Raw genomic sequence first — 14,774 nt, 5'->3', positions numbered from 1 at the left:
TCACACCCTCGCTGCGGTGTGACTTCGACGCGCCAAAACCACCAAGAGCTTTTTTCCAGACGGGTAGACGTGGCAGCATGACCGGTATGCGCATGACCGTCCTGGGGTGTTCCGGCAGCGTCACGGGTCCGGATTCACCGGCTTCGGGATACCTGCTCACGGCACCGGGAACTCCGCCGCTCGTGATCGACTTCGGCCCGGGAGTTCTTGGGGCGTTGCAGCGATACGCCGATCCGGGCGAGGTGACGATCCTGCTTTCGCACCTTCACGCGGACCACTGTCTCGACATGCCCGGCCTGCTCGTCTGGCGTCGCTATCACCCCAACCCGCCGGTCGGGCGGGCTCTGGTTTACGGCCCCACCGACACGGCCTGCCGCATCGGAGTGTCCTCCGCCGAGTGTGCCGGCGAGATGGATGACATCTCCGACACCATCGACGTCCGGCTCTGGGCCGAGAACGAGCCGGTGACGTTCGGAGAACTGAGCGTCGTCGCCCGTCGGATGAATCATCCTCCCGAGGCTTACGGTTTCCGGATCACCGGCGCCGACGGCCGCGTGCTCGTCTACACCGGTGACACGGGTATGTGTGACAACGTCGTCGAACTCGCCCGTGGAGCGGACGTGTTGCTCTCCGAAGCTTCGTGGACCGACAGTCCGGATCGCCCCGAGGGAGTTCACCTCTCCGGTAAGGAAGCCGGCCGTGTGGCTGCCCTCGCCGGCGTCAAGGAACTTCTCCTCACGCACATCCCGCCGTGGACCTCCCGCGAAGACGTGATCGCCGAAGCGAAATCCGAATTCTCCGGACCAGTCCATGCCGTCTCCGCCGGAAGCGTCTACGACATCTGATTCCCCTCACATTCGATGCAGTGCCGACCGGGCGACCGCTAGGCTCACGAAGGTGACTACACGAGAAGACGGTAGGGCGGACGACGAGCTCCGCACGGTCAAGATCACCCGCGGGTTCACCAGTCATCCGGCCGGATCCGTTCTGGTCGAGTTCGGGAACACTCGCGTGATGTGCACGGCCAGCGTCGAAGAGGGCGTACCCCGCTGGCGCAAGGGCTCCGGCTTGGGTTGGCTGACAGCCGAATACGCGATGCTTCCCGCCGCCACGCACACGCGCAGTGGCCGCGAATCGGTCAAGGGCAAGGTCGGCGGCCGTACGCAGGAGATCAGTCGACTCATCGGCCGATCACTTCGGGCCTGCATCGATCTCGCTGCGATCGGCGAGAACACCATCGCCCTCGACTGTGATGTCCTCCAGGCCGACGGCGGTACCCGCACCGCGGCAGTGACGGGGGCGTACGTGGCCCTGGTCGACGCCGTGACGTACCTGCGCGCAGCCGACCTGCTCTCCGACCCTCAGCCCATCTCGTGTGGCATAGCGGCCGTCAGCGTCGGCGTCGTGGACGGACGAGTGCGCCTCGATCTTCCGTACGAAGAGGATTCGCGCGCCGAGGTCGACATGAATGTCGTGGCCACCGATACCGGCACGCTGGTGGAAATTCAGGGAACCGGTGAGGGTGCCACGTTCCCACGCTCGACGCTGGACAAGCTGCTCGACTCCGCTCTGGCTGGTTGTGAGCAACTTTTCGAGATCCAGCGTCAAGCGTTGGCCGAGCCGTATCCCGGGGTGCTACCCGAACCGAAGAATCCGGAACCCAAAAAGAAGTTCGGTGCCTGAGCTGTGAGCGTACGAGTACTGGTTGCCAGCCGAAATGCCAAGAAACTGAAGGAACTTCACCGGGTGCTCGACGCCGCTGGAGTGAACGGAATCGAACTGGTCGGGCTCGACGAGGTGCCGCCGTTCCCCGAGGCCCCCGAGACCGGGGCGACGTTCGAGGAGAATGCACTCGCCAAGGCGCGTGACGGCGCGGCGGCAACCGGAATGCCTTGCATCGCAGATGATTCCGGTGTCGAGATCGATGCACTCAACGGTATGCCCGGCGTGCTGTCCGCGCGATGGTCGGGCACTCACGGAAACGACGGCGACAACACGGCGCTTGTCCTGGCTCAGCTGGGAGACGTGCCAGACGAGCGGCGCGGCGCGGCATTCGTCTCCGCCTGTGCACTGGTGATCCCCGGCGGCGACGAGACTGTCGTGCGCGGCGAATGGCGCGGGGTGATCGGCCGAGAACCAGCCGGCGACGGGGGCTTCGGATACGACCCCATCTTCCGTCCGGACGGCGACACCCGCTCTGCCGCAGAACTCACCCCGGCCGAGAAGGATGCGGCGTCACATCGAGGGCGCGCGCTCGTGCAGCTCGTTCCCGCGCTGGCGGCACTGGCCGGCTGAACCGAATTTCGAAAAGTAGAGCCCTGAACGCGTCTGCGTTCAGGGCTCTACTTTTCGAAACTCTCAGAGCTGATAAGCCTGCTTCACCTGGGCAGTCCGCTTGTGCTCGAACACGAACGACAGGAACGGGATCGTGCCGGCGAGCGCGGTGGCAACCGTCGTACCGGGCTTCCACCGGGCCTTGATCGCCAAGTCGATCGTGAACACGAGATAGAGCATGTAGAACAGGCCGTGGATCTGGCCGATGTAGAACAACCACGACGGTGCGTCCGCCGAATTGTCGAGAATCAGGTACTTGTAGACCATCTCGCCGGTCAGGAACAGCAGCCAGAGACCGGTGATCCAGGCGAGAACGCGGTATCGGACGAGCGCCGACGCAACCTTCTTCTGCTTTTCTGCGTTGACTGCGGGGGTAGCGATGCTCGCTTCCGAACCGGTACTCACGTCGTGCTCCTATCGGACTCGCGAGCGGCGAGCTGCGCAAGGTAGTCGTTGTATTCCAGCATTTGGCGGGCTTCAGGGTCGTCGACGTCGAGGTTCACATCGTCGAACTCGGCCTGCGGGCGTTGCGGCAAGAGGTCGGCGGGAATCTCACGCGGCTCCGCGGCGGCTTCCTCGGCTTCGGCCTCTTCGGGGTCCACGTCTTCGAGCTGAACGAACTTGCGATACGCGTACACGACAAACGCCGCGAACAGCGGCCACTGGAACGCGTACCCGAGATTCTGTCCCGAGCCTCCGACGGCTTCGAAGCGCTCCCACTGCCACCAGCCGAGCGCGAGGCAGCCGGCAGCTGACACGATGACCAGCAGAATCAGCGCAGGTCGGCGTTTAGTAGCGTTCTTGGACACACTAAGACGGTACCTGAGAGCTATAGTGCCTCGCCCTGCGATCTCCGACACGGTGTCGTAGAAGCCGTGCCACGGCGTGTCGTAGAAGCCGTGCCACGGCGTGTCGTAGAGGCCGTGCCACGGCGTGTCGCAGAAGCAGCATGTGCGCTATGCCCATCCAACACCGCACCGCCAGGCACTGAACACATTCACCCAGCTGTGCTGCATCGATAACCTCGGGCGTATCCGAAAGCAGGGGAGTGTTTCATGCACATCAGAGTGATTCGCCCGGTCATCGACACCACACTGACTCCGGCGGTGACAGACGAGGTGGAGCACTGGGCGGCGCCCGGCACGACGGTCGATGTCGTGTCACTGCTCTCTGGCACGGCGAGCATCGAGTCCGAGTACGACGAGGCACTGGCCGGCCCCGGGATCGTGCAGCGGGTCGAAGAGGCGGCAGTCGACGGCGTCGACGGTGTATTCATCACGTGTTTCGCCGATCCCGGAGTGCATGCCGCCCGAGAGATCATCGACGCACCGGTGGTCGGCGGCTTCGAGCCGTCATTTCTGACAGCGATGAGTCTGGGCGATCGCGTCGGTGTCGTGACTATCCTGCCGAACGTCGTGCCGATGCTGCGATCGCTCACTCGGCGGTATGGGCTCGATAGTCGGCTGGGCAGTATTCGAGTCGTGGACATGCCGGTGCTTGGCCTCACCGATCGGGAGGAACTGATCGATCGACTGGCCGCTCAGGCGTCTGCGGCAGTGCAGAACGGCGAGGCCGATTCCGTCGTTCTCGGTTGCACCGGGATGCTCGGTGTGACCAGTGCAGTCCGAGACAGGCTGCATGGCAAAGGGATTCACGTTCCGGTTGTGGATCCGACGGCGTCGGCGATCACGTGGTTGGAGAGCTCGGTCCGTCTGGGGCTGACGCCGAGCCGGACGACGTACATGACCCCGCCGGTCAAGGCACGAAAGCGCTGAGCCTGATCAAGAACTGAAAAAGCCCCGCCGGATCTGATCCGGCGGGGCTTTTCGTTGTGCGCGAGGGGGGACTTGAACCCCCACGTCCTGAGACACTGGAACCTAAATCCAGCGCGTCTGCCAATTCCGCCACTCGCGCGCGGAATTCAAAGGATACGCGAGTGGAATCGCTCGTGGGCACACCACCCTGGTCGGGATGCGCCCGCCCGCTCTCAGGCCGTTGGGGCGAGTGGATCCGCTGCGGGCGGCATGGTGGATTTCTTCGATCGGCGAGGTTGCTCGGCCGTGCGTTGATACCGCCACGCAGCGTGGGTGAGTGTTGGAACATCGACATCGAGATGTTCGGCAACCGCAACTAGCAACTCGGCTGCGTCGGTGCTCGACAACAATTCCTCGCTACTGCTTGCTTCGGTGGCGAACCGTGCAAGTAGATCTATCGAAGTTGCCGTCAACTTCCCGGACAGGAACACCAGCGTCTCGAAGGTCCTGGGGCCCAGGCCTGGAACGGAGACGACTGCCGAACGGAGGCCTTCGGTGTCCTCGACGTCGGCACCGCACCGGCAACCGGCGTCGGCGAGCGCTTTGGCCGCACGAGCCGCGCCTTCGGCTTTGGTGAAGTAGTTGCCCGGCACGCGCTGGCGATTGCCGAGAATCGTTGCGAGCTCGTCGCCACGGTCGGTGAAGGCGGCGAGAGCGGACAAGCTGTCGAGGTGTTCGCCTGCGGCTACCGAGCGGTGTGTGCGCCAACGGTCGACGACGGCGCGGACTCCGGTCTTCGGTGTTCCGTAGGCGGCGCGCGACGAGAAGATCGCGTCGAGAAGGGCGGCTTCGGACTCGCGCGGCCATCCCTGATTCCAATGCGGCCACGCCTCGCGCGGAAGCTCGGCGCCGATGAATTCGGCCGCTCTGACTACGTCTGTGTCTTTCATGTTTTCTCCCCCCGAGAAGTCGTCCGGTGTGGACGCGCTGAACGTAGCGAGGGGGTCCGACAGATGGTGGCCCGGAACGCACGGGATCGACCGTCCGTCAAGGAGGTCACGAATTGGTAACAATAAATATGAGGGGTTCCTCAGGTTTCTGAAAATCCCGGTAACAGTCCCAGGCAGGGCGTTCGCGACCTACTCGCGAGTCACTTTCTCGAAGTCTCGTGAGGAAGATCACGGCCTCGAAAGTCCAGATTTCCAGGGTGCCGACAAACGTGAGGAAATCCTCATGATTCTGTGTAAACCTTGTCTTGCACGAACGCCCTGACTCCGTCGATTCTCTCGACGAATTCGCGAGCACTTCAGCCGGGCAGCACACCGCAAATCCCACCTCGCCGCAGAGGTGACCAGGAGAGGACGTACGCGTGACGATCGATGACACGACACCTACAGGAAACGGACGCGACTCGAAGGGTGGACGCCGTTTCGGCGTCGATGGGGGACAGTCCCGCACGACCAGCAAAGGTGCCCTCGTCGATTCGCTGAACAACGGCGTTTCCTACGCAATCGCTTTCGGTGGACAGGGCGCTCCCTGGCTCACCTCGCTCGAGGAGCTCAGCCGTGACAACGGCCTGGAGCCCGTTCTGACCGATCTGGTCAATGACGCAGCAGCACGCCTCGCGCCCGTCGCACAGGATCTCCTCGTGGTTCGCCCGGTCGGATTCGATCCGATCGCGTGGATGCTCGAAGCCGAGATCGTCGACGAAGAAGAAGGTGAGAAGTCGGCCGGGCCTTCCGCTGCCGCGCTCACCGCAGCTCCGGTGTCACTCCCCGGCGTCTTCCTCACGCAGCTTGCGGCGTTGCGTGCACTCTCCGCTCAGGGTCTGGATGTAGCCGGCAACCCGCCTGCTGCCGTCATCGGCCACTCGCAGGGCCTGCTGGCCACCGCTGCCGTAGCCGCGCAGGGCAACGACGACGGTGAACTCCTCGCCGTCGCACAGCTCGTCGGTGCTGCTGCCAGCCTGGTCGGCCGTCGCCGCGGCGTCATCGCCGGCGCCTCCGCGAAGCCGATGGTTGCGGTCTCGGGCGTCGATCCCGAGCGTCTCGCCGCCATCGTCGCCGAGCTTGCCGAGGGTGTTGCCCCCGAACGCGCGGCTGTTCTCGCCATTCGCAACGGCCGTCGCCGCGTCGTTCTCGCCGGACCGCCCGCTCAGCTGGCACGCGTGCAAGAGCGTTGCGAGCAGATCGAAGCCGAAGAAGCTCGCGAGCGAGAGGGCAAGAAGCGTGGCGGTTCCGTCTTCGCTCCGTCCTTCGATCCGCTCGACACCGAAATCGGCTTCCATCACCCAGCATTGGCCGAGGCCGTCGAACTTGTCGGCAGCTGGGCAACCCGTTGCGGTCTCGATGCCGACCGTGCGCGTGAACTTGCACAGGGTGTCCTCGTCGATCCGGTCGACTGGGTCGAGGCTGTCGACGGCGCAATCTCCGCCGGCGCCAAGTGGATTCTCGATCTCGGGCCCAGCGATCAGCTGACCCGTATGACGTCCTCTTCGCTGCGTGGGCAGGGCATCGGCATCATCGCCGCCGCCACCCGCGGCGGACACCGCAATCTGCTCACCCCCGGTGCTGCGCCTGAGGTCTCACGTTCGTGGAGCGAATTCGCGCCGAAGCCTGTTTCGCTTCCCGGTGGCCGCATCGGCGTCGAGACGGCGTTCACGAAGCTGACCGGTCGTTCACCCATCCTGCTCGCAGGCATGACGCCGACGACGGTCGACGCCAAGATCGTTGCCGCGGCAGCCAATGCCGGTCACTGGGCTGAGCTCGCCGGTGGCGGACAGGTCACCGAGGAAATCTTCGAAGACCGTGTCGCAGAGCTGAAGATGCTGCTCGAGCCGGGCCGCGCGGTCCAGTTCAACTCCCTGTTCCTCGACCCGTACCTGTGGAAGCTGCAGCTCGGTGGCAAGCGCCTGGTGCAGCGTGCCCGTACTGCCGGCGCTCCCATCGACGGCGTCATCGTCACCGCCGGTATCCCGGAACTCGAAGAGGCCGTTGCCCTCATCGACGAGCTGTCCGAGATCGGCATCACCAACATCGCGTTCAAGCCCGGCACCGTGGCGCAGATCCGCTCCGTGATCCGCATCGCCAACGAGGTTCCGAACTTCCCGGTCATCGTCCACATCGAAGGCGGCCGCGCCGGCGGACACCACTCGTGGGAAGACCTCGACGACCTGCTCCTCGACACGTACGCCGAGCTGCGTACACGTCCGAACTTGGTCATCTGCGTCGGCGGCGGCATCGGAACACCCGAGCGAGCAGCCGATTACCTCACCGGTCGCTGGTCTGCCGCAGCCGGTTTCCCGGCCATGCCCGTCGACGGCATCCTGGTCGGCACTGCAGCCATGGCGACTCTAGAGGCCACCACCTCGCCCGAGGTCAAGCAGCTCCTCGTCGACACGCCCGGAACACCGGATTGGGTCGGTGCCGGTACCGCTGAAGGCGGAATGGCCTCTGGCCGTAGCCAGCTCGGTGCCGACATTCACGAGATCGACAACGCGGCTTCGCGCACCGGACGCCTCCTCGACGAGGTTGCCGGCGATTCCGAGGCAGTGGCCGAGCGCCGCGACGAGATCATCGCCGCCCTCGACGTCACCGCCAAGCCGTACTTCGGCGACGTCGAGGCCATGACGTACGCACAGTGGCTGCGCCGCTACCTCGAGCTCACCGTCGGCATCGACGCGGCGAAGGAATTCGATTGCGGCGCAGATCTTCAGGACGCCATCGTCGAGGCGACCTCGAGCCCGTGGCTCGACATCACCTGGCGTGCTCGCTTCGGCGAGATGCTCCAGCGCACCGAGGCGCGTCTGCACCCGGTCGACCGTGGCCCGATCCCCACACTGTTCGGCGACGCCGAGACTCTCGAGCGCCCCGAGGCTGCGATCTGCGCACTGCAGGCGTCGTACCCGGACTACTCGACGACGGTTCTGCATCCCGCAGACGTCTCGTTCTTCACCTCGTTGTGCAAGACGCCGGGCAAGCCGGTCAACTTCGTTCCCGTCGTCGACGGTGACGTCCGCCGTTGGTGGCGCAGCGACTCCCTGTGGCAGGCACACGATCCCCGCTACACCGCCGATCAGGTTTGTGTCATCCCCGGCACCGTCGCCGTCGCGGGCATCACCCGTGTCGACGAGCCGGTCGGTGACCTGCTCGATCGCTTCGAGAAGGCGACCTACGACGAATTGGTTGCTGCCGGAGCCGCTCCGGTTGCACTCGCGAGCCGTCGCCACCAGGATTCCGCACCCGGACTTCTCGACGCCGTCCTCTCCGCTCCCGACCTCCAGTGGGCCGGCCGCCTGACCCAGAACCCCGTCCGTCGCCTCGGCGACCTCGACGAGTGGAACGCAGAGTCTGCCGACAAGGCAGTTCACGGCACCACGGGGTCCAGCTTGACCGTCGTCGATTCCTCGCACGTGCTGCTCTCGGTTCCGTTGGTGGCAGACAAGTCGGTCGACATCACGATCACCATCCCCGAGTCCGTCGTAGACGGCGGCGCTCCGGTTGTCACCGAGGCAGACGCCGAGGGTGCGATGTCCGCGCTGCTGGCAGTTGCTGCCGGACAGGAACTTCCGACAGTCAAGAACGGAAAGGCCCGCCTCAACGTCGCGTGGGTTCCCGATCGCATCGCCGATCACGCCGGTGTCACCGGTTCCGGCCTGCCCACCACGCTCAGTGTCAGCGGCAAGGCTGTTCCGGACGTCGTCGTCGGAGCATGCTGGCCTGCAGTGTTCGCAGTCCTCGGCGCAGCCAAGCTCGACAGTCTTTCCGTTATCGAAGGCATGCTCGACCTGGTCCACCTCGACCACACCGTCGACTTCGTCGGTGAACTTCCCTCCGAGACAAGCATTCTCGTGGTCAATGCCGAGGTCGCCTCGGTTCTCGACACCGACCTCGGTCGCGTCGTCGAGGTCAAGGTCGAGGTCGGTGCCATGCTCGGCGAGGGCCTCGACGCCCCCGCAGTCGTCACCATGACCGAGCGTTTCGCGATCCGCGGACGCACCGGCGCTGGCGAACTCGCCGACCCGACTCGCGCCGGTGGATCGATCAGCGATGCGGCTGTCGACACCTCGCGTCGTCGTCGCCGTGACGCGAAGATCCTCGCGCCGGTCAGCATGGGCGCGTTCGCTCAGGTTTCCGGTGACCACAACCCGATTCACACCTCCGACAACGCCGCTCTGCTGGCCGGCCTCGGAACCCCGATCGTGCACGGCATGTGGCTTTCCGCCGCAGCGCAACAGGTAGTCACCGCAGTCGACCCGGCCGAGACCCGCGTCCCGCCGCGCCGCCTGACCGCCTGGACCGCCCGCTTCCTCGGGATGGTTCGCCCCGGCGCCGAGATCGACGTCCGCGTCGACCGTGTCGGCATCGACCAGGGCGCAGAAATCGTCGAGGTCGGCTGCCGCATCGACGGCGAACTGGTGATGGTCGCCACCGGCCGCACTGCCGCACCGAAGACCGTCTACGCCTTCCCCGGCCAGGGCATCCAGCGCCCGGGCATGGGCCTCGACGCTCGTGCACGCTCCAAGGCCGCCCGAGACGTCTGGGAGCGTGCGGACAAGCACACCCGCAAGGCGCTCGGATTCTCGATTCTCGCTGTCGTGCGCGACAACCCGGTGACCGTCAAGGCGCGCGGTGTCGAGCACAAGCATCCTGACGGTGTCCTGCACCTGACTCAGTTCACCCAGGTGGCCATGGCCGTTCTCGGTGTTGCCCAGGTTGCCGAGCTGCGCGAATCCGGAACCTTCATCGAGGATTCCCTTCTGGCCGGTCACTCGGTCGGTGAGTACAACGCACTCGCTGCTGTCGCCGAGGTTTTCCCGCTCGAAGCACTTCTCGAGGTCGTCTTCCAGCGTGGCTCCGCCATGCACCAGCTCGTTCCCCGTGACGAAGCCGGTCGCTCCGACTACCGCATGGCTGCTATTCGCCCGTCGCAGATCGGTGTTTCCGACGACGACGTGCAGGGCTTCGTCGCCGGTGTCGCCGAGACCTCCGGTGAGTTCCTCGAAATCGTCAACCTGAACCTGCGCGGCAGCCAGTACGCCATCGCCGGTTCGGTAGCCGGTCTCGACGCACTCGAGGTCGAAATCGACCGTCGCCGAGCAGAATTCGGTGGCAAGCGGGCATACATCCAGGTTCCCGGCATCGACGTGCCGTTCCACTCCACCGTCCTTCGTGGCGGCGTGGCGGACTTCCGCGTGTGCCTGCAGGACTTGCTCCCGCACGACATCGATCCGGACATCCTGATCGGCCGCTACATCCCGAACCTGGTTCCGAAGCCGTTCTCGCTGCGTCGTGACTTCGTTCAGGAAATCGCCGACCTGGTGCCGTCCGAGCCGCTGCAGGAAGTCCTCGCAGACTTCGAAAGCTACGCAACGCGCACTCACGAGTTGTCCCGCATCATCCTGATCGAGCTCCTGGCTTGGCAGTTCGCCAGCCCGGTCCGCTGGATCGAGACGCAGGACCTGCTCTTCGGCGACGAGTCCGAAGGTGGACTCGGGGTCGAACGCTTCGTCGAGATCGGTCTCGGCGCTGCCCCGACCGTTGCAAACCTCGCGTCGCAGACCCTCAAGCTGCCGGGCCGCTTCGGCTACCCGGTCGAGGTTCTCAACGTCGAGCGCGAAGCTGCGATCGTCTACGGCACCGACGTCGACCCCGCCGTCGATGACGACGACGAGATCGAAGCGCCTGCCGCGCAGGCTGCACCGGTTGCCGCGGCCGCTGCTCCGGTTGCAGCTGCTGCGCCGGCCGCACCCTCGGGTGGACCGCGTCCGGACGACCTCACCTTCAAGGCGCCCGACGCCACGAAGGTCCTGATCAGCCTGTGGACCAAGCTCCGTCCCGATCAGGTCGGCCCCGCCGACACGATCGAGGCACTGTGCGACGGCGTCTCCTCGCGTCGTAACCAGCTTCTGGTCGACCTCGGCTCCGAGCTGTCCCTCGGCGCCATCGACGGTGCCGCGGATGCCGACATGGGCTCCTTGGGAGCAACCGTCGACAAGCTCGCCCGTACGTACAAGCCGTTCGGACCGGTGCTCTCCGATTCGATCAACGATCACCTGCGCAAGGTCTTCGGCCCCTCGGGCAAGCGTCCCGGCTACATCGCCGACCGCGTCAAGAAGGTCTGGGAACTGGGCGACGGCTGGGCGCACCACGTCACCGCAGCAGTGGCTCTCGGCACCCGTGACGGCGCCAGCATCCGCGGCGGCGACCTCGGTGGCCTGAGCTCCGGCGCACTGGCCGACGCCGCAGCGGTCGACGCAGTCATCGACAGCGCAGTTGCCTCGGTCGGCTCTGCACGCGGAGTCAGTGTCTCGTTGCCGGCCACCGGCGGCGGAAGCGGCGGAACCGTCGACGCAGCCGCCCTGGGTGAGTTCACCGAGAACATCACCGGGCGCAACGGCGTTCTGGCCTCGGCTGCACGCCTGGTGCTCGAGCAGCTCGGACTGAACGAAGAAGCGGCAGTCGCGACGGTCGAGGACACCGAACTGGTCGACCTGGTCTCGGCTGAACTCGGCTCCGACTGGCCGCGTCTGGTTGCTCCGGCATTCGACGCACAGAAGGCCGTGCTGCTCGACGACCGTTGGGCAAGTGCGCGTGAGGATCTCGCTCGTATTTGGCTCGGTGACACCGCGTTGTCGGTCGAGAACTTCATCGGTGCCGGTTCCACCGTCGCCGCACAGGCCAAGTGGTGGGCCACCCGTGCAACCGACGAGGGCCGCACGGCGCTCGCCGAGGTCTACACCCGCATCGTTGATGCAGCCGTGACGACAGAATCCGACGCACCCGAGTGGGCAGGCGAGGTCGCAGTAGTGACCGGCGCCAGCAAGGGTTCCATCGCGGCAGCGGTCACGGGCAAGCTCCTTGCCGGTGGCGCAACGGTATTCGTGACCACCTCACGACTCGACGGTCAGCGTCTCGGCTTCTACCGCGACCTGTACCGCGAGAACGCTCGCGCCGGTGCAGCCCTCTGGGTGGTTCCCGCGAACATGGCGTCGTACACCGACGTCGACGCACTGATCGACTGGATCGGCAACGAGGCCACCGAGAATGCAGGCGGCGCAAAGAAGCTCATCAAGCCGGCCATGACGCCGACGATGCTCTTCCCGTTCGCAGCTCCGCGTGTCGGCGGCGAACTCTCCGACGCCGGCGCTCGCGCCGAAATGGAAATGCGCGTGCTGCTCTGGTCGGTGGAGCGCCTCATCGGCGGTCTGTCGAAGATCGGTTACGACAGCGATGTCGACACGCACCTGCACGTAGTGCTGCCCGGTTCGCCGAACCGCGGAACGTTCGGCGGCGACGGTGCTTACGGTGAGGCCAAGGCTTCGCTGATCGCCGTGATCAACCGCTGGAAGGCCGAGCGGAACTGGGCCGAGCGGGTCACGTTGGCACACGCGGTCATCGGTTGGGTTCGCGGAACCGGACTCATGGGTCACAACGATCCGATCGTCGACGCGGTCGAAGCTGCGGGCGTCCGCACCTGGTCCACCCAGGAGATGGCGACCCAACTGCTGAAGACGGCAACCCGCGAGTCGCGGCGCGCTGCAGCAGAGGCTCCGCTCGAGGTCGACTTGACCGGCGGACTGTCCGAGGCCAACCTGGATCTGGGTGCTTTGGCCAAGGAAGCTGCCGAGGTTGCCGAGATCGCCGAGGCTGTCGACGAAGCAGTGGACGAGTCCAGCATCCTGGCGCTGCCCACGCCGGCTCGCATCGACGACTCGGTCAAGGCTCCGAGCTGGCCCGAACTGGACGTCACCCCCGCGGACCTCGTGGTCATCGTGGGTGCCGGAGAGCTCGGACCCTACGGTTCCTCGCGTACCCGCTTCGAGATGGAGGTCGACGAGCAGCTCTCTGCCGCAGGCGTTCTCGAATTGGCGTGGAACACCGGACTCATCGTCTGGGAGAACGACCCCAAGCCGGGCTGGTACGACGTCGAATCCGGTGACCTGGTACCCGAGGCGGAAATCGCCGACAAGTACCACGACGCAGTCGTCGAGCGTTGCGGCATCCGTCGCTACGTCGACGAGGGCGCGATGATCGACAACACCGCTCCGCTGCTCACCTCCGTGTTCCTGGACAAGGATCTGAGCTTCGTGGTCGGCAGTGAGGCAGAGGCTCAGGCCTTCGTCGAATCCGATCCGGAGAACACGACGGCGACGGTTTCCGCCGAGTCCGGAGACTGGACAGTCACTCGCCGCGCAGGCACCGAGATCCGCGTCCCGCGCAAGATGAAGCTGACTCGTAGTGTCGGCGGCCAGATCCCGACCAACTTCGACGTCACCAAGTGGGGCATCCCCGCCGACATGGCAGATTCGGTCGACCGCGTCGGACTCTGGAACATCGTCGCAACGGTGGACGCCTTCCTCACCGGCGGCTTCACTCCGAGCGAACTGCTCCGCTGGGTACACCCGAGCCTGGTCGCCAACACGCAGGGCACCGGCATGGGCGGCATGACCTCCATGCGGAGCCTGTACATCGACACGCTGCTCGGCGAGAACCGTCCGAACGACATCCTGCAGGAAGCGCTGCCGAACGTCATTGCAGCGCACGTCGTTCAGTCGTACGTCGGCGGTTACGGCGCGATGGTTCACCCCGTCGCCGCCTGCGCCACGGCAGCGGTATCCGTCGAAGAAGGCGTCGACAAGATCCGACTCGGCAAGGCGCAGTTGGTTGTTGCCGGCGGGTTCGACGATCTGAGCACGGAAGGCATCATCGGCTTCGGTGACATGTCGGCAACTGCCAAGACCGAGGACATGCACGCCAAGGGCATCGAGGATCGCCGCTTCTCGCGGGCCAACGATCGTCGCCGCGGCGGATTCGTCGAGTCGGCCGGTGGCGGAACGATTCTCCTCGCTCGCGGTGACCTGGCACTCGAGATGGGCTTGCCCGTCCTCGGTGTGGTCGCCTGGGCCGGATCGTTCGCCGACGGTGTTCACACCTCGATCCCGGCACCGGGACTCGGAGCACTGGGCGCCGGACGTGGGGGAGCGGATTCACAGCTCGCACTCTCGCTCAACGCTCTCGGCGTGAGCGCCGACGACATCGCCGTGATCTCCAAGCACGACACCTCCACTGCCGCCAACGATCCCAACGAGGCAGAGCTGCACGAGCGCCTCGCCGGGGCATTGGGACGCAGTGAAGGTGCGCCGATGTTCGTGGTCTCGCAGAAGAGCCTGACCGGTCACGCCAAGGGTGGTGCCGCAGCCTTCCAGCTGATCGGGCTCTGCCAGGTACTGAGCCAGGGCATCGTCCCGCCGAACCGCAGCCTCGACTGCGTCGACGACAAGATGGCCGAGTTCGAGCACCTCGTGTGGGCACGTCAGCCGCTCAAGTTCGGTGATCAGCTTCCGCTGCGTGCCGGCCTGCTGACCAGCCTCGGCTTCGGTCACGTCTCCGGCCTGATCGCAGTCGTGCACCCGCAGGCATTCGTCGAGTCGGTTCCGGCCGACAAGCGCGCCGTCTATGTTGCTGCGGCGCAGCAGCGGGCGATCGACGGTCAGCGCCGCCTCGCCAAGGCGATGTGCGGTGGCGACAGCCTTTACGAGCGCCCGGCGGATCGTCGCCTCGGTGCCGACGGAACGCCGGCCAAGGCGTCGCGTCAGCTCGAAGCGGACATGCTGCTGAGCGAGGACGCACGACTCGGCGCAGATCTGGTGTACCGCTCGAATCTGCCCGGCTGCAAGTAATAATC

The 14,774-nt window shown here is 65.6% G+C and carries 8 protein-coding genes and 1 tRNA gene; 5 read left to right on the top strand and 4 right to left on the bottom strand.

Going from position 1 to position 14,774, the window contains the following annotated elements; genetic code table 11:
- Window positions 1-86 precede the first annotated feature (86 nt).
- Genes H7C86_RS22770 through rdgB form a run of 3 tightly spaced genes read left to right on the top strand, consistent with a single transcriptional unit; the run spans window position 87 to window position 2,295 of the window.
- Window positions 87-845, top strand: a complete 759-nt coding sequence (locus tag H7C86_RS22770) for a cyclic nucleotide-degrading phosphodiesterase (RefSeq protein ID WP_007733274.1) — start codon at window positions 87-89, stop codon at window positions 843-845.
- 52 nt (window positions 846-897) lie between these two features.
- Entirely contained in the window at window positions 898-1,683 is a 786-nt protein-coding gene (gene rph, locus H7C86_RS22765; protein ID WP_003945332.1) for a ribonuclease PH, read from the top strand.
- Window positions 1,684-1,686: 3 nt separating this feature from the next.
- The gene (gene rdgB, locus H7C86_RS22760) at window positions 1,687-2,295 is read left to right on the top strand and encodes an RdgB/HAM1 family non-canonical purine NTP pyrophosphatase (RefSeq protein ID WP_084324795.1); all 609 of its coding nucleotides are present in this window, start codon (window positions 1,687-1,689) and stop codon (window positions 2,293-2,295) included.
- A gap of 63 nt (window positions 2,296-2,358) precedes the next feature.
- Here rdgB and H7C86_RS22755 read toward each other — a convergent pair whose 3' ends face one another.
- Together H7C86_RS22755 and H7C86_RS22750 are read right to left on the bottom strand one after the other, a co-directional pair.
- Window positions 2,359-2,739 carry a DUF3817 domain-containing protein gene (locus tag H7C86_RS22755; RefSeq protein ID WP_003945334.1) on the bottom strand — a complete coding sequence of 127 codons (381 nt, stop codon included), beginning with the start codon at window positions 2,737-2,739 and terminating at the stop codon, window positions 2,359-2,361.
- The gene (locus H7C86_RS22750; RefSeq protein ID WP_021333455.1) at window positions 2,736-3,143 is read right to left on the bottom strand and encodes a hypothetical protein; all 408 of its coding nucleotides are present in this window, start codon (window positions 3,141-3,143) and stop codon (window positions 2,736-2,738) included. The genes H7C86_RS22755 and H7C86_RS22750 overlap by 4 nt, the downstream gene beginning before the upstream one ends.
- Window positions 3,144-3,389: 246 nt before the next feature.
- On the opposite strand from H7C86_RS22750, the gene H7C86_RS22745 reads away from it, so the two are divergent.
- Window positions 3,390-4,109: an aspartate/glutamate racemase family protein gene (locus tag H7C86_RS22745; RefSeq protein WP_019749146.1), complete on the top strand. Its 720-nt coding sequence runs from the start codon at window positions 3,390-3,392 to the stop codon at window positions 4,107-4,109.
- A 57-nt stretch (window positions 4,110-4,166) separates the two neighbouring features.
- On the opposite strand, the gene H7C86_RS22740 is transcribed toward H7C86_RS22745, so the two are convergent.
- Together H7C86_RS22740 and H7C86_RS22735 are read right to left on the bottom strand one after the other, a co-directional pair.
- Window positions 4,167-4,248, bottom strand: a tRNA-Leu gene (locus tag H7C86_RS22740).
- A gap of 73 nt (window positions 4,249-4,321) precedes the next feature.
- Window positions 4,322-5,038 carry a hypothetical protein gene (locus H7C86_RS22735; protein ID WP_182262280.1) on the bottom strand — a complete coding sequence of 239 codons (717 nt, stop codon included), beginning with the start codon at window positions 5,036-5,038 and terminating at the stop codon, window positions 4,322-4,324.
- Window positions 5,039-5,457: 419 nt separating this feature from the next.
- On the opposite strand from H7C86_RS22735, the gene H7C86_RS22730 reads away from it, so the two are divergent.
- On the top strand, window positions 5,458-14,769 hold the full coding sequence (locus tag H7C86_RS22730; protein WP_182262279.1) for a type I polyketide synthase: 9,312 nt from the start codon (window positions 5,458-5,460) through the stop codon (window positions 14,767-14,769).
- Window positions 14,770-14,774: the final 5 nt, after the last annotated feature.

The sequence above is a fragment of the Rhodococcus sp. UFZ-B548 genome, assembly GCF_903819475.1.
Lineage (GTDB): Bacteria > Actinomycetota > Actinomycetes > Mycobacteriales > Mycobacteriaceae > Rhodococcus_F > Rhodococcus_F erythropolis.
Note: the sequence above shows the minus strand (reverse complement) of the source record. Positions and strands in the feature narration are given on the sequence as shown.